This window comes from Acidovorax sp. NN32, assembly GCF_057597245.1.
Genome location: NZ_CP199679.1, coordinates 3280454 through 3297877, shown reverse-complemented (window position 1 = coordinate 3297877; position 17424 = coordinate 3280454). Strand labels below are relative to the sequence as shown.

General features: G+C 64.1%; 16 protein-coding genes and 1 tRNA gene. 10 read left to right on the top strand and 7 right to left on the bottom strand.

What is annotated here, in order from left to right; genetic code table 11:
* Positions 1–166 precede the first annotated feature (166 nt).
* From ACT89O_RS15335 to ACT89O_RS15310, 6 genes are all read right to left on the bottom strand, one after another.
* Positions 167–242, bottom strand: a tRNA-Thr gene (locus tag ACT89O_RS15335).
* An 11-nt stretch (positions 243–253) separates the two neighbouring features.
* Entirely contained in the window at positions 254–1261 is a 1008-nt protein-coding gene (locus ACT89O_RS15330; protein ID WP_055402642.1) for a class 1 fructose-bisphosphatase, read from the bottom strand.
* Between the two features lie 23 nt (positions 1262–1284).
* Positions 1285–4041, bottom strand: a complete 2757-nt coding sequence (pepN, locus tag ACT89O_RS15325; RefSeq protein ID WP_487260491.1) for an aminopeptidase N — start codon at positions 4039–4041, stop codon at positions 1285–1287.
* Positions 4025–4699: an HAD family hydrolase gene (locus ACT89O_RS15320; RefSeq protein ID WP_055402639.1), complete on the bottom strand. Its 675-nt coding sequence runs from the start codon at positions 4697–4699 to the stop codon at positions 4025–4027. Before ACT89O_RS15320 ends, pepN begins: the two co-directional genes overlap by 17 nt.
* Before the next feature lie 9 nt (positions 4700–4708).
* Positions 4709–5813, bottom strand: a protein-coding gene (prfB, locus tag ACT89O_RS15315; RefSeq protein ID WP_121420455.1) for a peptide chain release factor 2 whose coding sequence is annotated in 2 segments (ribosomal slippage) — positions 4709–5731 and positions 5733–5813 — 1104 coding nt in all. Because the reading frame shifts where the segments join, the coding sequence is not laid out codon by codon here.
* Between the two features lie 201 nt (positions 5814–6014).
* The gene (locus ACT89O_RS15310) at positions 6015–6923 is read right to left on the bottom strand and encodes an alpha/beta fold hydrolase (RefSeq protein WP_487260490.1); all 909 of its coding nucleotides are present in this window, start codon (positions 6921–6923) and stop codon (positions 6015–6017) included.
* A gap of 319 nt (positions 6924–7242) precedes the next feature.
* Here ACT89O_RS15310 and ACT89O_RS15305 point away from each other — a divergent pair, with 319 nt between their 5' ends.
* From ACT89O_RS15305 to ACT89O_RS15260, 10 genes are all read left to right on the top strand, one after another.
* On the top strand, positions 7243–8247 hold the full coding sequence (locus ACT89O_RS15305; protein WP_121420453.1) for an AraC family transcriptional regulator: 1005 nt from the start codon (positions 7243–7245) through the stop codon (positions 8245–8247).
* Positions 8248–8436: 189 nt separating this feature from the next.
* A complete protein-coding gene (andAc, locus tag ACT89O_RS15300) occupies positions 8437–9717 on the top strand; it encodes an anthranilate 1,2-dioxygenase large subunit AndAc (RefSeq protein ID WP_121420452.1) in 1281 nt (426 codons plus the stop codon).
* A 12-nt stretch (positions 9718–9729) separates the two neighbouring features.
* Entirely contained in the window at positions 9730–10215 is a 486-nt protein-coding gene (gene andAd / locus ACT89O_RS15295; protein ID WP_121420451.1) for an anthranilate 1,2-dioxygenase small subunit AndAd, read from the top strand.
* An 8-nt stretch (positions 10216–10223) separates the two neighbouring features.
* A complete protein-coding gene (gene andAb, locus ACT89O_RS15290) occupies positions 10224–10571 on the top strand; it encodes an anthranilate 1,2-dioxygenase ferredoxin subunit AndAb (protein ID WP_487260489.1) in 348 nt (115 codons plus the stop codon).
* A 44-nt stretch (positions 10572–10615) separates the two neighbouring features.
* Positions 10616–11827, top strand: coding sequence for an ABC transporter substrate-binding protein (locus ACT89O_RS15285; protein ID WP_199731222.1), 1212 nt, complete (start codon positions 10616–10618; stop codon positions 11825–11827).
* 36 nt (positions 11828–11863) lie between these two features.
* A complete protein-coding gene (locus ACT89O_RS15280) occupies positions 11864–12784 on the top strand; it encodes a branched-chain amino acid ABC transporter permease (protein WP_487260488.1) in 921 nt (306 codons plus the stop codon).
* Position 12785: 1 nt separating this feature from the next.
* Entirely contained in the window at positions 12786–13781 is a 996-nt protein-coding gene (locus ACT89O_RS15275) for a branched-chain amino acid ABC transporter permease (RefSeq protein ID WP_121420449.1), read from the top strand.
* Positions 13778–14536: an ABC transporter ATP-binding protein gene (locus ACT89O_RS15270; protein WP_487260487.1), complete on the top strand. Its 759-nt coding sequence runs from the start codon at positions 13778–13780 to the stop codon at positions 14534–14536. The genes ACT89O_RS15275 and ACT89O_RS15270 overlap by 4 nt, the downstream gene beginning before the upstream one ends.
* Positions 14533–15252 carry an ABC transporter ATP-binding protein gene (locus tag ACT89O_RS15265; protein WP_218300036.1) on the top strand — a complete coding sequence of 240 codons (720 nt, stop codon included), beginning with the start codon at positions 14533–14535 and terminating at the stop codon, positions 15250–15252. The genes ACT89O_RS15270 and ACT89O_RS15265 overlap by 4 nt, the downstream gene beginning before the upstream one ends.
* A gap of 17 nt (positions 15253–15269) precedes the next feature.
* Positions 15270–16367, top strand: a complete 1098-nt coding sequence (locus tag ACT89O_RS15260) for a CDP-6-deoxy-delta-3,4-glucoseen reductase (protein WP_487260486.1) — start codon at positions 15270–15272, stop codon at positions 16365–16367.
* A 7-nt stretch (positions 16368–16374) separates the two neighbouring features.
* Here the strand turns inward: ACT89O_RS15260 and ACT89O_RS15255 are convergent, their stop codons facing one another.
* Positions 16375–17415, bottom strand: coding sequence for an AraC family transcriptional regulator (locus ACT89O_RS15255; protein WP_487260485.1), 1041 nt, complete (start codon positions 17413–17415; stop codon positions 16375–16377).
* Positions 17416–17424: the final 9 nt, after the last annotated feature.

The following is a 17424-nucleotide window of genomic DNA, read 5'->3' as shown; positions in this document are numbered from 1 at the left end:
CATGCAGCTGCGTCGACTCTGCTATGCCAAGCTACGTGAAGTGGGGCTGACGTCGCAGACACTCGAAATGCCGTGCAACATGAAATCGTCTTACATCCGCCCTTACATCGAGCGAAAAAAGAAAAACCCCGCTACCTAATTGATAGCGGGGTTTCCTTTGCTGACTTGGTGCCGGAGAGATGAATCGAACACCCGACCTTCTCATTACGAATGAGCTGCTCTACCGACTGAGCTACACCGGCTTAGCCTCGAATTATAGCGTGGAATGGTAGCTGGTCACGCGCTCGACCTCATTTTTTGAGCCGAGGATCACGCTGACGCGCTCATGGAGCTGGGTGGGCTGGATGTCGAGGATTCGTTGCTTGCCGTTGGTAGCGGCGCCGCCAGCTTGCTCGACGAGCCAGCCCATGGGGTTGGCTTCATACATCAGGCGCAGCTTGCCGGGCTTGTTGGGCTCGCGCTTGTCCCAGGGGTACATGAAGACGCCGCCACGGGTCAGGATGCGGTGCACATCGGCCACCATGCTGGCAATCCAGCGCATGTTGAAGTCCTTGCCGCGCGGGCCGTCCTTGCCCTGCAGGCATTCGTCGATGTAGCGCTTCACGGGCTCGTCCCAGTGGCGCATGTTGCTCATGTTGATGGCGAATTCCTTGGTGTCCTCGGGAATGCGCACGTTTTCTTCGGTCAGCACGAAGGAGCCCTGTTCGCGGTCGAGTGTGAACATGGCTACGCCATCGCCCACGGTGAGCACCAGCGTGGTCTGCGGGCCGTAGATGCAGTAGCCTGCGGCCACCTGCTGGGTGCCGGGCTGCAGGAAGTCGCCTTCCTCCACGCCGCGGTCACCATCGGGCTTTTTCAGTACGCTGAAGATGGTGCCGATGCTCACGTTCACATCGATGTTGCTGGAGCCATCGAGGGGATCGAACAGGAGCAGGTATTCGCCCTGGGGGTAGCGGTTGGGCACCAAGTAGATACCGTCCATTTCCTCAGACGCCATGGCCGCCAGGTGGCCGCCCCATTCGTTGGCTTCGATCAGCACCTCGTTGGCGATGATGTCGAGCTTTTTCTGGATCTCGCCCTGCACGTTTTCGCTGCTGGCCGTGCCCAGCACGCCGCCCAGCGCACCTTTGTTCACGGCGTGGCTGATGCTCTTACAGGCGCGTGCCACCACTTCCAGGAGCAGGCGCAGTTGCGAGGGGATGAGTCCGTCCACCCGTTGCTGTTCAACAAGGTAGCGGGTCAGGCTGATGCTTTTTGCCATGTCGGTCTCTTCTCGGTCGTGGTTTATTCGGCGAGTGCGCGGGTCACCACCTCGCGCACGTCGTTGGACAGATCCGGCTTGGCGGCTACGCGGGCAATGGCTTCGCGCGCGGCGCTGCGCCACGGGTCGGCCAGCTTCTTCCAGCGGTCGAGCGCGCGCGCGAGGCGGGCCGCTACCTGCGGGTTGATGGCGTCCAGCTCGATCACACGGTCGCTCCAGAACACGTAGCCTGCGGCATCCGACCGGTGGAAGGCGCCGGGGTTTGCACTGCAGTAGCTGAAGATCACGCTGCGTGCGCGGTTGGGGTTCTTCAGGCTGAAGTCTGGATGCGCCATGAGCTGGCGCACTGCGGGCAGCACGTTGCCGCCACGGTCGGGCGCACCGGCCTGCAGCGCAAACCACTTGTCGATGACCAGGGGCTCGTCCTTGAACAGCGTATGGAAGCGGGCGAGGGCGGGTGTGGCCAGTTCGCTGCCGCTGGCCACCAGGGCAGTCAGGGCGTTGAAGCGGTCCGTCATGTTGGTGGCCACCTTGAAGCGTTGGTACGCCTTGCCGGGCCAGACCACGTCGCCCGTCTTCTGCGCGGCGATGCACAGCATGTGCAGCGCCAGCCCGCTGAGTGCGCGGCGGCCCGAGGACACAGGATCGGGACTGTAGCCACCGGTGTCCTGGTTCTGCTCCCAGGCCGCTTCCCAGTCGGCCTGCAGCGACAGGGCCAACTGCTCGCGCATGGCTTCGCGCACGGCATGGATGCGCTGTGGGTCCACCACCGCAAGCTGCTCTGCAATGTAGGTTTCGGATGGCAGCGTGAGCACCAGCTCCTTGAAGGCCGCGTCGAGCGCTGGATTGCGCAGCACGCTGCGCATGGCATCCACAAATTCCGCAGCAAGAATTTGATGGTCAAATTGGCCACTAGCGCTTGTTCCCATTGCGCTATCAGCTATTGCATTGATAGCGGTGCGAAGCGCAAGGCGTTGCCCTGCTTCCCAGCGGTTGAATGCGTCTGCGTCGTGCGCCAGCAGGGTGAGCAACTGTGCATCGGTGTAGTCGATGTCCAGCACCACCGGGGCGCTGAAACCGCGCAGCAGCGACGGCACCGGCTCGGCGTCCAGGTTGGTGAAGGTCAGGGTCTGCGATGCCTCGGTGAGCACCACCACGCGCGAGGTGGTGGGGGCTGCGCCTTCTGCAGCGCCGTCACCCGCGAGGTGCAAGGGCAGGGCGGCACCGGTGGTGGCATCGATCAGGCCCAGCTCGACCGGGATGACGAAAGGCTGCTTCTCGCTTTGGCCGGGCGTAGGGGCACAGCTTTGCGACAGGGTGAGCGCATAGCAGCGCGTGGCCGCGTCGTAGCGGCCCGTGGCGCGCACGCGGGGCGTGCCGGCCTGGCTGTACCAGCGCTTGAATTGGGCCAGATGCTGCGTGAGCGGGCTGCCTGGGTTGGCATCGGCGATTGCCTGCACAAAATCGTCGCAGGTCACGGCCTGGCCGTCGTGCCGTTCAAAGTACAGCTTCATGCCCTTGGCAAAGCCTTCGCGGCCCACCAGGTTGTGCTGCATGCGCACCACCTCGGCACCCTTTTCGTAGATGGTGACGGTGTAAAAGTTGTTGATCTCGACGTAGCTGTCGGGACGCACCGGGTGGGCCATGGGGCCCGCGTCTTCGGGGAACTGTGCCGTGCGCAGCACGCGCACGTCTTCGATGCGCTTGACGGCGCGGGCCGAGGGGCTGCCCGCGAGGTCCATGCTGAATTCCTGGTCGCGGAAGACCGTGAGGCCTTCCTTCAGGCTCAGCTGGAACCAGTCGCGGCAGGTCACGCGGTTGCCCGTCCAGTTGTGGAAGTACTCGTGGCCCACCACGCTTTCGATGTTGGCGAAGTCGGTGTCGGTGGCCGTGGATTCGCTGGCCAGAACGTACTTCGTGTTGAAGATGTTCAGGCCCTTGTTCTCCATCGCGCCCATGTTGAAGTCGCTGGTGGCAACGATCATGAAGCGTTCCAGGTCCAGCGGCAGGCCGAAGCGGGCTTCGTCCCAGGCCACGCTGTACATCAGCGAGTTCATGGCGTGTTCGGTCTTGCCCAGATCGCCGGGGCGCACGTAGACCTGCAGCAGGTGGTCGGTGCCCGAGCGGCTCTTGATCTTCTGCTCGCGCGCCACCAGCTTGCCTGCCACCAGGGCGAACAGGTAGCAGGGCTTCTTGTGCGGGTCCACCCACTTGGCAAAGTGGCGGCCGTCCTCCAGGTCGCCGCTGTCCACCAGGTTGCCGTTGCTCAGCAGCACCGGGTACTGGGCCTTGTCGGCGCGCAGCGTGACGGTGTAGCTGGCCATCACGTCCGGGCGGTCCAGGAAGTAGGTAATGCGGCGAAAGCCCTCGGCCTCGCACTGCGTGAAGAAGGTGCCCTGGCTCACGTACAGGCCCATGAGCTGCGTGTTCTTGGCGGGGCAGCAGGTGGTGAAGATTTCGAGCGCAAAGGGCTCGGCGCCCTCCGGCAGGTTCTCCAGCACCAGGCGCGCGCCTTCCATCTTGAACGAGGTGCCCTGGCCGTTGACCAGCACGCGCGCCAGATTCAGGTCATCGCCATCGAGCTTGAGCGGCTGCGCAGCCACATCGGGGTTCCGGCGCAGCGTCATGCGGTTGAGCACGCGGGTCTTGTTGGGGTCCAGGTCGAAGGTCAGCTCCACGCTGTCGATCCAGTAGGCGGGGGCCGTGTAGTCCTCGCGGCGGATGGCGGCGGCCGGGCCTGCGCCGTCTCCGCTTCCGTCTGCGCTATGCAGTTGCAACATGGATGCTCTCCAGAAAGTCGGTGTTCATGAGTTCGGTGTAGTCGCGCACGGCAGCCAGCACATGGGGCCCGGCCAGTTGTTCGGGCGTGTGGGTGCTGCAGATGGCCACGGCGCGCATGCCGGCGCGGCGTGCGGCCTCAATGCCAAAAGGCGCGTCTTCAAAAACGATGCAGTGCTCGGGGGCTGCCGCAATGCGGCGTGCCGCCTCCAAAAAGATGGCGGGCTGGGGCTTGCCAGGCAGGCCCTCGTCGCCGCGCACGATGGCCTGTGGGGCCGGTTCCAGGCCCAGGTGGCCCAGGGCGAATTCCACATTGCCGATGTCGCCCGCAGTACCCACGGCCACCTTGAGCCCGCGCGCGCGCACCTGGGTTGCGAACTGGCGAAAACCCGCCACTTCGGAAAAGCGGGGGGCGAACAGTTCGCGGTAGATGGTTTCCTTTTCGTGCGTGAGCGCGTCGGCCTCGTCTTGCGACACGGGGCGCCCCAGCAGCTCCACGATGCACTCGGTGCCGTTGCGGCCCGTGGTGCGTGCCATGAGATCGGGCACGTCAATGTCCATGCCACGGCGGCGTGCAAACTCGACCCACGCCTGGGCGTGCCAGGGCATGGAGTCGATCATGGTGCCGTCCATGTCGAAGATGATGGCGTCGGTGCGCATCCGCATCGCTTAGACGCCTTGCTTCAACGAAGCTTCGATGAAGGCGTCCAGGTCGCCATCGAGCACCTTCTGCGTGGCCGAGATTTCGACGTTGGTGCGCAGGTCCTTGATGCGGCTGTTGTCCAGCACATAGCTGCGGATCTGGTGGCCCCAGCCCACATCGGTCTTGGTGTCTTCCAGCTTTTGCTGCTCTTCCTGGCGCTTGCGCATCTCGTGGTCGTACAGGCGCGAACGCAGGCGTTGCCAGGCGATGTCGCGGTTGCCGTGCTGGCTGCGGCCGTCCTGGCACTGCACCACGATCCCCGTGGGAATGTGCGTCAGGCGCACGGCCGAGTCGGTCTTGTTGATGTGCTGGCCGCCCGCGCCGGATGCGCGGTAGGTGTCGGTGCGCACATCGGCCGGGTTGATGTCGATCTGGATCGAGTCATCAATCTCGGGGTAGACGAACAAACTGGCAAAGCTGGTGTGGCGGCCGCCCGACGAGTCGAAGGGGCTCTTGCGCACCAGGCGGTGCACGCCGGTTTCGGTGCGCAGCAGGCCATAGGCGTATTCACCCTCCACTTTGATCGTGGCGCTCTTGATGCCGGCCACGTCGCCCGGGGTTTCTTCCTCGACCGTGGTCTTGAAGCCCTTGCGTTCGGCGTACTTGAGGTACTGGCGCAGCAGCATGCTCGCCCAGTCGCACGCCTCGGTGCCTCCGGCGCCGGCCTGGATGTCCACAAAGCAGTTGAGCGGGTCGGCCTCGTTGCTGAACATGCGGCGGAACTCCAGCTCTTCGATCAGCGGGCGCAGCTTGGCGGTTTCGGCCTCGATGGTCATGAGGCCCGGCTCGTCGCCTTCCTCCTTGCTCATCTCATACAGCTCGGCGTTGTCGGCCAGCTCGCGCGTGAGCTTGTCGAGCGTGACGACCACACTGGAGAGAGACTTTTGTTCCTTGCCCAGCTCCTGGGCCTTCTTGGGGTCGTTCCAGACCGCAGGGTCTTCTAGCGATGCGTTTACCGTGCGCAGGCGTTCAAATTTGGCATCGAAGTCAAAGATACCTCCGTAACTCTTGCGTGCGCAGAGCCAGGTCGCTGAGGGTGGTGCCGATAAGGTTGATACGTTCTGCGTCCATGATTCTTGTCCTGAGTGTTCGGTGGAATAACCCGCGATTTTCTCATGGGATGGGCCACGGCCCCCTCAATGCCCCCTGGCTGGGCAACTGGACTGACAGAGGGCTTGCCAAACGGAGAATCTGTGGGGACAAAATTTCAAAAATGATAGCTGCTGGCGCTTGTTGGGTAAGCGCTAGCGGCCAATTGGGCTCAAATTCTGGCTACGCTTCGTTCAGGAACTGCTCCATGAGCTGCGCCACCTGCTCGGGCTGGTCGTGGTGCAGCATGTGGCCCGCGTCTGCGACGACAGCGGTGCGGCAGTTGCGCACATGGGTCAGGCGCTGGTGGTATTCGTCCAGCGTGTACCGGCCGTTCCACCACTGGCCCAGGCTGTCGCCGCTGGCCTCTATGGCCAGCACGGGAGCGGTAATGCGCTCGTAGATGGACAGGGCTTCGTCCACGCGATACAGCTGGGCGCTGGTGATCTTGTGCGCAGGGTCGCCCAGGATCTCCCACAGGCCCTGCGCGTTGGGTCGCGCCCAGTGCTGGGCCAGCCATTGCGCCTTGTCTTCCGACAGTCGCGGGTTGGTCTTCATGAGGCGGCGCGCCACGCCATCGGCGCTGTCGTAGGTCTTGAGGTCCTTGTTGCCCTGGTGCAGCTGCTTGATTTCGTCGATCCATTGCGCATAGCGCGTGGGCGCCTGCGCGGGCCGCGTGGCGGGCAAGCCGAAGCCTTCGAGGTTGACCAGCTTGCGCACGCGTTCGGGCCGCACACCGGCGTACATCATGGCCACGTTGCCGCCCATGCTGTGGCCAACGAGGTCGATGGCCTCGCCGGGCGCGTAGTGGTCCAGCAGCAGGTCCAGGTCGGCCAGGTAGTCGGCAAAAAAGTAATGGTCGGCCTGCGCGCTGGACGTGAGCCCGAAGCCGCGCCAGTCGGGCGCGATGATGCGCCGCTCTTGCTGCAGCGCGTCCACCGTGAACTGGTAGGAGGCGCTCACGTCCATCCAGCCGTGCACCAGCACCAGCGTGGGCAGATGGCTCTGCTCAGGGCCCCAGTGGCGGACGTGGTAATCGAGGTGGCGCAATGGCAGCGTGCTGCTGCGGGAGGGCTTGAGGGCTTGGTACATGGAGAGAAGGGCAGGGCGGTCAGTGTGGGGTGGGGCTGCGCAGGTGGCTGCAAAGCACGCATCCGGTGTGGCGGCAATGTTACGTCGGGTGCCAGCCAGCCGTGGGGCGGGGCCTGTCGCCTAGGTGGCTCAAGGTAGTGAGGGCTGCGCAGGCAGCGAAAGCCAGGGAGCGCGATGGGATGTGCCCCTCCAGGCAAAGGGCCTGCAACGGACAAAAGACGGATAAGACCGCTTGGGTATGGAAATTGCTGTTTTGACGCACATCAAGCAGCGCATCGTCGAATGTGCTGCGCCTATTCCCACGAAGAGGTCTTATCCGATGGCGTCCCCGTCTGCCTTGTCTCTGGACCTGTCCGCGCTGCAGCGGCGGCCGGTGTTCACCTCGGACGCGCGGGTGGATTCCCATGACCTGGTGGCCCGCGAGTTTTCGGACCATGGCCTGAAATGGTGCAGTGGTGCGGTGGACACTGCGTTGTCCAAGGTGCGCATCCGCCAGTTGCAGATGTTCATGCTGCAATACGGTGCAGAGGTGGAAATCCGCCCGCGCCCTTTCGATGATTTTGTCCTGGTGCATCTGTCGCTGTCGGGCGTGGCCGAGATGGTGTCGGATGGGGTACCGATCCGCCTGCCTGCGGGGGCCGCTGCGCTCATCGCGCCGCGCCGCGACCTGCACATGCGCTGGCAGCAGGGCGCGCGCCAGCTCATCCTCAAGGTGCCGTGCCAGTTGTTGCGGGCCTGGGCACCCGAATCTCTGCAGAACGACACCCGTTTTGTGCACCCCATCGTTGCTCTGTCCTCGGTGCAGGGGCAGCAGTGGCATTTTCTGATGCAGTCCCTGCTGCACGTGAGCCAGCAGACGGTGGAGAGCGCCGCCCAGGTGCGCTGGGTGGATCACATGGAGAGCAACGTGGCGCTGTTCCTTGCATCGTGTGCGCAGGGCATGCCGGTACCTATGCAGCCTACGGTGCCACAGATCGAACTGCCTTCCAGTGCCGCTGCCGCAGGCGACCTGCGCCGCCTGGAGCGGCTGGATGACTACATGCGCAGCCGCCTCAGCGCCCCCGTGGCGCTGGAAGACCTGGCGCGTGCCGCTGGCGTGAGCGTGCGCGGGCTGAACATGCTGTGCCAGCGCCACCATGGCGAGTCCCCCATGGTGCTGTTGCGCAACCGCCGACTGGACGCCGTGCGTGCGCGGCTGCTGGAGCAGCCGGGCCACTGCGTGACAGATACCGCGCTGGAATTTGGCTTTGGTCACTTGGGCCGCTTTTCGAGCTACTACCGCGAGCGCTTCGGCGAGCTGCCGAGCCAGACGGCTGGCGCGTAGTTTCACTGGCCACCACGACTGCTGCAGTCTCCTGCGTGGCGCAGGGGCTGCCGCATGCTCCGGCGTTGCACAACTCGCATCAGATTTGCAAGAACCGGACAGGCATTGCGCGCACTGTGCCGATACTGGATAGCGCGAGTGTGCTTCGATTTTTAGCATGGAGGTATCCCCATCCAAGAGGTGTCGCCCATGTCTGAAATCCCGGTTGTTGAAGTCGCACCACCCGCCTCGCTGAAGGCCCAGCGCCAGGTGTTTTTCCCGCAGCCTGATGGCTCCAACGTGCCGTACCGGGTGTTCAGCGCGCAAGAGGTCTATGACCGCGAGCAGGAGCGCATCTTCCGTGGCCCCGTGTGGAGCTTTCTGGGCCTGGAGGCCGAGATCCCCAATGTGGGTGACTTCAAATCCACGTTCATTGGCGATACGCCCGTGGTGGTCACCCGCACCCCTGAAGGCCTTTCGTGCTGGGTCAACCGCTGCGCGCACCGTGGCGCCATGGTATGCCGCGAAAAGCGCGGCAATGCCGCCAGCCACACCTGCGTGTACCACCAGTGGAGCTTTGCGGCCAATGGCGACCTGCAGGGTGTGCCGTTTCGCCGGGGCCAAAAGGGCATGGTGGGCATGCCCAAGGACTTCAAGCCCGAAGAGCACGGCCTGCAAAAGCTGCGCGTGGACAGCTACAAGGGCCTGCTGTTCGCCACCTTCAGCGACGACACGCCGCCGCTGCCCGATTACCTGGGCGAGCAGATGCGCCCGTGGATCGACCGCATCTTCCATAAGCCCATCGAGTACCTGGGCTGCACGCGCCAGTACTCCAAGTCGAACTGGAAGCTGTACTTCGAGAACGTGAAGGACCCGTACCACGCCAGCCTGCTGCACCTGTTTCACACCACCTTCAACATCTTCCGCGTGGGAATGAAGGCGCGCTCCATCCCGGATGCGAACCACGGCCTGCACAGCATCATCACCGTGACCAAGCCCGAGGTGGAGACGGACACCGCTGCGGCCTACAGCGCGCAGAACATCCGCTCCATGGATGAAGGCTTTTCGCTCGAAGAGCCAGCCCTGCTTGGGCAGATCAAAGAGTTTGACGAGATGACCACCAACCACATCCAGCCGATCTTTCCGCAGCTGGTGGTGCAGCAGATTCACAACACGCTGGTGGCGCGCCAGCTGCTGCCCAAGGGGCCGGGCAACTTCGAGCTGGTGTTCCATTTCTTCGGCTATGCGGACGACACGCCCGAGCTGCGCGAGCTGCGCATGCTGCAGGCCAACCTGGTGGGGCCTGCGGGCTACATCTCGATGGAAGACACCGAGGCCACCGAGCTGGTGCAGCGCGGCACGGTGCGCGATGGCGACAAGCACTCCTACATCGCCATGGCGCGCGAGGCGCCAGACCAGCAAGACACCGTCATCACCGAAAACCTGATCCGCCGCTTTTGGGTGGGCTACCAGAAGCTGATGGGCTATTGAGGAACCACCGAGATGACAACACAACAACAACGACTGCAACTGTGGACCGAGCTGCTGGAGCTGCAGCACCGCTATGTGAGCGCGCTGGACGCCAACCGGCTGGAGGACTGGCCTGGATTTTTTGTGGAGGACTGCCGCTACGAAATCATCCCCAAGGAGAACTTCGATGCGGGTTTTCCTGCACCCATCGTGTACTGCCGCAACGCCGGCATGTTGCGCGACCGTGTGCTCTCCCTGCGCCACGCCAACATCTTTGAAGACCATGCCTATCGCCACGCCACGTCGGGCCTGGTCATCACCAGTGTGGAGGACGGCGTGGTGCGCACGCAGTCGAGCTACATCGTGGTGATCACCGGCCAGGCCGGGGATTCCAGCGTGTACCAGGCGGGCACCTACCTCGACGAGGTGGTGCAACACGAAGGCGAGTGGCGCTACCGCAGCAAGCGGGTGGTGTACGACACCTTGCGCGTACCCACCTTGTTGGCCACCCCCATCTGAGATCCACCATGCAAACAACCACAGACATTGAAACCACCGGGCACACCTGCGCCGCCTGGCACGACGTGGGCGAACCCGATGACTTCCCGGACGGCGCCGTCTGGCCCGTGGTGGTGGGCGGACTGCCCGTGGCGGTGTTCCGCGAAGGAGAGGGCTTGTACGCCCTGTACGACCTGTGCACCCACGGTGCCGCCAAGTTGTCCGATGGCTACGTGGAAGACGGCTGTGTGGAATGCCCCTTGCATCAGGGCGCCTTTGACATCCGCACGGGCGCTCCCTGCAAGGCACCGGTCACCGAAGCGGTGCGCACGTTCCCGGTGCGCGTGGTGGCGGGGCGGGTCGAGGTGGGCGTGTAGTGCACACCGATTTTCTTTTGAACGTTGTTAGACAAGGACTGAAGATGGCTCTCACATTTCGCTCATCCTCTCGCGTGCACGTTGTGGCACGCCTGACGGCTCTGGTGGCCCTGGCGGCCTGCAGCTGCGTATCTGCGATTGCGCAGTCCGGCCCCATCAAGGTCGGCATGGCGCTTGATATCTCGGGCCCATTTGCAGGCCCCGGTGCCGAGGCGCGTGACGGCTTTGCCCTGGCGATCAAGCAGCTCGGGGGCAAGCTGGGCGGCCAACCGGTCGAGTTTGTGCAAACCGACATGGCCGGCAGCCCCGACCAGGCCAAGCAGCTGGTGGACCGCTTTGTGCAGCGCGAGAAGATCGACCTTTTCACCGGCCCCATCGCGTCGAACGTGGCGCTGGCGGTGGCGCCTTCGCTGTTCGCGGCCAAGGTGCCTTACCTCTCGAACAACGCCGGTCCCAGCCAGCTCGCAGGCGCCCAGTGCAACGCGTATTTCTTCGGCACGGCCTACCAGAATGACCAGTTCCACGAGGCAGCTGGGCAGTTTGCTGCCGATCAGAAATTTGGCCGCATGGTGGTGATGGCGCCCAACTACCCGGCGGGCAAGGACGGCATCACCGGCTTCAAGCGCAAGTACAAGGGCCAGGTGGCCGACGAGATCTACACCAAGGTCGGGCAGATCGACTACGCCACCGAGCTTGCCCAGCTGCGCGCGGCCAAGCCTGATGCGGTGTATTTCTTTTTGCCAGGTGCCATGGGCATCAACTTCATCAAGCAGTTTGTGGGCGCAGGCCTGTCCAAGGACATCACGCTGGTCACCAGCGGTTTTTCGGCCGACGAAGACATCATCGGTGCGGTGGGCGAACCGATGTTGGGCCTGTTCAACACCACACACTGGGCGCATGACATGGACAACGCGCCCAACAAGGCCTTTGTGTCGGCTTTCCGCAAGGAGTACGGCGGCCGCTATCCGTCCATCTACGCAGCCCAGGCTTATGACGTGATTGCCGCCATGGACGCCGCTGTGAAGGCCGTGGGCGGCAAGGTGAGCGACAAGGAGGCTCTTATCAAGGTCTTTGCCAAGGCGCAGTTTCCCTCGGTGCGTGGCACGTTCCGATACGCCAACAACCACTTCCCGGTTCAGAACTTCTACCTGCGCACCATCGGCAAGAACGCTGAAGGCCGTGTGACCAACAAGACCATCAAGACGGTGCTGGAGAACTACGGCGATGCCTATGCCAGCCAGTGCCCGCTGAAGTGATCGTTGGCAGCCCATTTGAACAGGCCCTTGCGCACCATGAATCCGATACTTGTCTTCGAGCAGTTGCTCAACGGCGCGGGCTATGGGCTCATGCTGTTCCTCATCGCTGCGGGCCTCACGCTGGTCTTAGGCATCATGGACGTGATGAACCTGTCGCATGGCTCGCTGTTCATGGTGGGGGCCTATGTGGCGGCCACCGTGCATGTGCAAAGCGGCTCGCTGGCAGGCGCCGTGCTGGTGGCCATAGCGGCCACGATGCTGGTGGCGGTGCTGCTGGAGGTGACGCTGATGCGCCGCCTGTATGGGCGTGACCACCTGGCCCAGGTGCTGGCCACGTTCGGTGTGATTTTGGTGGCCGACGATGCCGTAAAGATGGTGTGGGGCCCGTCCCCCATCATGGCCCCCACGCCCGCAGCCCTGGCGGGGCCGGTGGAGCTGTTTGCCGGGCTGCCTTACCCCTCGTACCGCCTGGTGGTGCTGGGCGCAGGGGTGTTGGTGGCAGGGCTTTTGTACCTGCTGGTCAACCACAGCCGCGTGGGCATGCTGGTGCGGGCGGGGGCATCCGACCGGTGGATGGCCGAGCTGATGGGCGTGCGCGTCAAGCGCGTGTTCAGTGGCATCTTTCTGCTGGGTGCTGCACTGGCCGCACTGGCTGGTGCGCTGATGGGACCCATCATGGCCGTGCAGGTGGGCATGGGTGAGTCCATTTTGATTCCTGCGCTGGTGGTCATTGTCATCGGCGGCATTGGCTCGGTGCGGGGCGCCTTTGTGGCCGCGCTGCTGGTGGGCCTGGTGGACACCATTGGCCGAGCCTTCCTGCCGCTGCTGCTGCGCGCCACCTTGCCGCCCGCCGTGGCTGCCGACCTGGGGCCGCTGTGCGCCGAAGTGGCTATGTACGCGCTGATGGCCGCAGTGTTGTCTTTTCGCCCTGCGGGGCTGTTTTCTGCCAAGGGCTGAGATGTCCGCTTCTCTGACTTCTTCACCTGCCGTACAGCAGCCCGGAGCGGCGCCGCGTTGGCGCGGTGCGATCGTGCCTCTTTTTCTGCTGGGTGCGCTGGCACTGTTCCCCTTGGTCGCTGTGGCGCTGGGGCTGGATTTTTACATCGGCTTTGTGCGCCGCGTGCTGGTGGTGGCGCTGGCTGCCGCGAGTCTCAATTTCATCATGGGCTTTGGCGGCATGGTGGCGTTGGGACATGCAGGCTTCGTGGGCGTGGGGGCCTATGCGGTGGTAGTGCTGAGCGATGCGGGCTGGGGCTCGGCCTGGGGGATGTGGGCTGCGGCCGTGGGTTTTGCTGCGCTCACAGCCCTGTTGATCGGCGCGGTATCGCTGCGCACCAAGGGCGTCTACTTCATCATGATCACGCTGGCGTTCGCGCAAATGCTGTACTACGTATTCGTGTCGCTGCGCAGCTATGGAGGGGATGACGGCTACTCGCTGATGGCGCGGCCTGCGCTGGGCTGGGGCTTGAATAGCGCTGATGAGTCCACGCTGTATTGGGTGGTGCTGGCGCTGGTGGCTTTGGTGCTGTGGTGGCTTGACCGGGCTACGGCCTCGCGTTTTGGTGCAGCGCTCACGGGGATTCGCGACAACGAAACGCGCATGCGGGCGTTGGGTTACCCGGTGTACCTGCTGCAGCTTGTTGCATTTGTGCAGGCGGGGGCGGTGGCGGGACTGGCTGGTGCATTGCTGGCCACTGGCAACAGCTTTGTGAGCCCGTCGATGATGCACTGGACGCAATCGGCCACGCTCATTGTGATGGTGGTGATTGGTGGCCTGGGCCGACGTTGGGGCGGGCCAGTGGGAGCTGCGGGGTGGCTCACGCTCGAAGAGGTGCTCAAGCTCAATACCGACTACTGGCACATGCCGTTGGGGGCGCTGTTGATCGTCACCGCTCTGTATGCGCCCCAGGGCCTGGCGGCGCTGGCAGACCGGCGTGCAAGGAGTGCCCGATGAGCCTTTTTCAAGTCGAAGGCCTGGTCAAGCGCTTTGGAGGCCTGCTGGCCACCGACCATGTGAGCCTGTCGGTGGAGCGGGGAGAGATTCATGCGCTGATTGGCCCCAACGGCGCTGGCAAGACCACGCTGGTCAACCAGATATCGGGCCTGCTGCAGCCCGATGCAGGGCGCGTGCTGCTCGACGGCGTGGACATCACTCCGCTGCCCATGCACCGCCGTGTGGCCCACGGGCTGTCGCGGTGCTTCCAGGTGACGCGCATCTTCCCTGCGCAGACCGTGCGTGGCAACCTACTTCTGGCCGTGCAAGCGCACAGTGGCTCCAGTTTTCGTTTTCTGCAGCCACGTTCGCAAGCCGCTGAGCTGTACGCCAAGGCAGACCAACTGGCAGAGCGCGTAGGGCTGCAGCACAGCCTTGCCGAGACAGCGGGGGCCTTGCCGCATGGCGCACAGCGCACGCTGGATGTGGCGCTGGCACTGGCTGCGAGCCCCAAGCTGCTGCTGCTGGATGAGCCCATGGCGGGCATGGGGCCAGATGAGTCGCAACAGATGGTGCAGCTCATCGAGGCTCTGCGCAAGGACATGGCGGTGCTGCTCATCGAGCATGACATGGAGGCCGTGTTTCGCCTGGCCGACCGCATCTCGGTGCTGGTGTATGGCCGCGTGCTCACCGCTGGCACGCCCGACGAGATCCGCAACCATCCCGAGGTGCAGGCTGTGTACCTGGGCACCGAAACGCTGGAGACCATCGCATGAGCGCGCCAGAGCCCCTGTTGAGTTGCCAGGCCCTGGAGGCCGGCTATGGCGTGAGCCAGGTGTTGTTTGGTATTGACCTTCAGATCGCGGCAGGCGAAGTGGTTTCGCTGCTCGGCCGCAACGGCATGGGCAAAAGCACCACCATCAAGGCCCTGGTCGGTGCGCTGCGTCCTACAGCCGGTGGTATCCGTTTTGCAGGAGAGGCGACCAGCAGGCTCAAGACCGATGCCATCGCCCGTCTGGGCCTAGCCATCGTGCCCGAGGGGCGCCATGTGTTTCCCAACCTCACCGTGCGCGAGCATCTGGTGGCCTTTGCCGACCACCGCAATGGCCTGCGCGATGCGTGGGACCTGGAGCGCATCTACGGCGTGTTTCCGCGCCTGAAGGAGCGGCAGAACAATCTGGGCAACCAGCTATCGGGGGGCGAGCAGCAGATGCTGGCCATTGGCCGAGCGCTGTCCACCAACCCGCGCCTGCTCATCCTGGATGAAGCCACCGAAGGCCTGGCGCCCGTGATCCGCGAGGAGATCTGGCGCTGCCTGGCCACGCTCAAGGCCGCTGGGCAGACCATTCTCGTGGTGGACAAATACGTGCACCGCCTGGTGGACCTGGCAGACCGCCATGTGATCCTGGAGCGCGGGCGGGTGGTGTGGCAGGGCGACTCTGCTGCGCTCAATGCAGACCGCAGCCTGTGGGCGCGTTACCTTACGGTGTAAGGGTTGAAGGGCCGACCATGCTGGACTGTGATGTGGACTTGGATCTACAGAAATCGCCATCTGCGCAGGCATACGCTGAACTCCGTGCGCAGGAGCACCGCGTCACGCTGCTGCCGGCCGGCAAGATGTTTGTGGCGCAGCTTGGCGAGAGTCTGCTGGACGCCGCAGCGCGCGCAGGCATCCGCTTGCCTCACCAGTGCAAAACGGGCAGCTGCGGCGCCTGCAGGGCGCAGGTGCTGCATGGGCCGGTCCAGGATATTGCTGGGGCCTTACCCTCCGCGCTGACGGCTGAAGACCTGGCCCAGGGCCAACGCCTTTTGTGCTGCTCGGCAGCGGCGGGTGACCTGCAGCTGGAGTGTGCCGAGATCCCTCACATTCCGGGTATCGATGTGCGCAAGCTACCGGTGCGGGTGGCGGCCATGGAGCGTCTTGCCCCCGATGTGATGCGCGTGCAGTTGCAACCGCCCGCAGGCCAGCGCCTGCACTACGCGGCGGGCCAGTATGTGGATGTGCTGCTGCCTGGCAACCGGCGTCGCAGTTATTCGCTGGCCACCCAGGCGCGTGAGGGCGTTGACTTGCTGGAACTGCACATCCGCCACCTGCCGGGCGGCCTTTTCACGGACCAGGTGTTCGGCAAACTCAAGGTGCGCGATGTGCTGCGCATTGAGGGGCCGTTTGGTACCTTCGGCATGCACACCGCCACCGATGTCCCGGCCATTCTTCTGGCGAGCGGAACAGGCTTTGCGCCTATCAAGGCATTGGTGGAGCAGCTCCTTGCTGCGGGGAGTGGACGCCGAATCACCCTGTACTGGGGCGGCCGCGTACGGCAGGACCTGTATCTGCATGACCTCTGCAAGGAATGGGAACAGGCCTTGAAAGGACGTCTGACCTATGTGCCGGTGCTGTCAGACTCCCCCGAAGCCGATGGTTGGACGGGGCGTAGGGGCTGGGTACATCAGGCCGTGTTGCAGGACCATCCAGATTTGTCGCAGCATGAGGTGTATGCCTGCGGTGCGCCCGCCATGGTGAATGCCGCGCGGCGCGACTTTATGGCCCTGGCCGGTATGCAGTCCACCCTGTTCTTTGCAGATGCCTTCGTGGCACAGCCGGGGTGAGCGGGGATCAGTGCGGTGGGCCCAGGCGCTGGCGTGTCTCTGAGGGCGTCTCGCCGAAGCGCCGGCGGTAGCCTTCTGCAAAGTGGCCGAGGTGGAAGAAGCCATAGCGCGCGGCGATATCCGACACCTGCGGTGCACGTTCTGCAAACTTGCTTTGCAGTGCCGTGCGGGCGGCATCAAGCCGCAAATCCCGAAGGAATGCCATGGGGCTTTTACCCGTGCATTGCGCAAAGGTCTGCTGCAGCGAACGGGCGCTGACGCCCACATGCGCGCACACATCGGCCAGGGTGATGGGTTGTTCCAACTGGCTGTGCATGTACTCCTGCGCACGCTTGACCACGCGCGGCAGCACCGTGGGCACTGCGCCAGAACTGAATGCACCTGAGGCCAGTGCCGCTGAGTAGTTATGTCCCGTGCTGAGCAGCAGGCTGGTGAGCAGGTGGTTCTCGGCCTGCTCGGCCAGCAACGGGTGTCCCAGCAGGATGGCATTGGTTTCTACCGCAGAGCGCAGGTAGGCAATGAAGCTCGTCATGCCCAAGAGCGCCGGGTTGGTCAGGTCCACCCCCAGGTCAAACACCAGCGGCTGGTGCAGGGGCGCCTGCAGCAGGGCAGACAGGCGTGATTGCATAGCCGCTCGGTCTATCTTGACGATGAATTGTGGGCTGTCGTCGTGCCAGCGCATCGACAGCGCTTCAGTGGGCGATGGCAGCGAGGCCATGAGCGCATGCGATTCCACGGCCTGGCTGCCGCACCGCACCATGGCGCCACCGCGCAGCGGAATCTGCAGCAGGTAAAAGCCTCCCAAATGGCCAGGCTCAATGCGCACCGCCGGCCCGTACTGCACGTAGTTCAGGCTTGCGTCGCGGTGCAGGGGCACGCTGTGGTGGCAGGCGTCAAGTTGCGCGCCCCGGCGCAGTGTGGCCAGGTCATGCGGGCAGAACACGCGGCCCACGAATTCGCGCGTCTCGTCCAGGTCGTGGCTGTCGAACAGGCGATAGCGCTCCAGCGGTAGCGGGTGCGCGGTGCTGTTCTGCTGGGCGGTGTGCATGCGGTTTGG

Excerpts from the sequence above, each read along its gene's own strand:
- ACT89O_RS15330 (WP_055402642.1), bottom strand. The coding sequence starts at position 1,261 with ATGGCAAAAAGCATCAGCCTGACCCGCTACCTTGTTGAACAGCAACGG.
- pepN (WP_487260491.1), bottom strand. The coding sequence starts at position 4,041 with ATGTTGCAACTGCATAGCGCAGACGGAAGCGGAGACGGCGCAGGCCCG.
- ACT89O_RS15320 (WP_055402639.1), bottom strand. The coding sequence starts at position 4,699 with ATGCGCACCGACGCCATCATCTTCGACATGGACGGCACCATGATCGAC.
- ACT89O_RS15310 (WP_487260490.1), bottom strand. The coding sequence starts at position 6,923 with ATGTACCAAGCCCTCAAGCCCTCCCGCAGCAGCACGCTGCCATTGCGC.
- ACT89O_RS15305 (WP_121420453.1), top strand. The coding sequence starts at position 7,243 with ATGGCGTCCCCGTCTGCCTTGTCTCTGGACCTGTCCGCGCTGCAGCGG.
- andAc (WP_121420452.1), top strand. The coding sequence starts at position 8,437 with ATGTCTGAAATCCCGGTTGTTGAAGTCGCACCACCCGCCTCGCTGAAG.
- andAd (WP_121420451.1), top strand. The coding sequence starts at position 9,730 with ATGACAACACAACAACAACGACTGCAACTGTGGACCGAGCTGCTGGAG.
- andAb (WP_487260489.1), top strand. The coding sequence starts at position 10,224 with ATGCAAACAACCACAGACATTGAAACCACCGGGCACACCTGCGCCGCC.
- ACT89O_RS15285 (WP_199731222.1), top strand. The coding sequence starts at position 10,616 with ATGGCTCTCACATTTCGCTCATCCTCTCGCGTGCACGTTGTGGCACGC.
- ACT89O_RS15280 (WP_487260488.1), top strand. The coding sequence starts at position 11,864 with ATGAATCCGATACTTGTCTTCGAGCAGTTGCTCAACGGCGCGGGCTAT.
- ACT89O_RS15275 (WP_121420449.1), top strand. The coding sequence starts at position 12,786 with ATGTCCGCTTCTCTGACTTCTTCACCTGCCGTACAGCAGCCCGGAGCG.
- ACT89O_RS15270 (WP_487260487.1), top strand. The coding sequence starts at position 13,778 with ATGAGCCTTTTTCAAGTCGAAGGCCTGGTCAAGCGCTTTGGAGGCCTG.
- ACT89O_RS15265 (WP_218300036.1), top strand. The coding sequence starts at position 14,533 with ATGAGCGCGCCAGAGCCCCTGTTGAGTTGCCAGGCCCTGGAGGCCGGC.
- ACT89O_RS15260 (WP_487260486.1), top strand. The coding sequence starts at position 15,270 with ATGCTGGACTGTGATGTGGACTTGGATCTACAGAAATCGCCATCTGCG.
- ACT89O_RS15255 (WP_487260485.1), bottom strand. The coding sequence starts at position 17,415 with ATGCACACCGCCCAGCAGAACAGCACCGCGCACCCGCTACCGCTGGAG.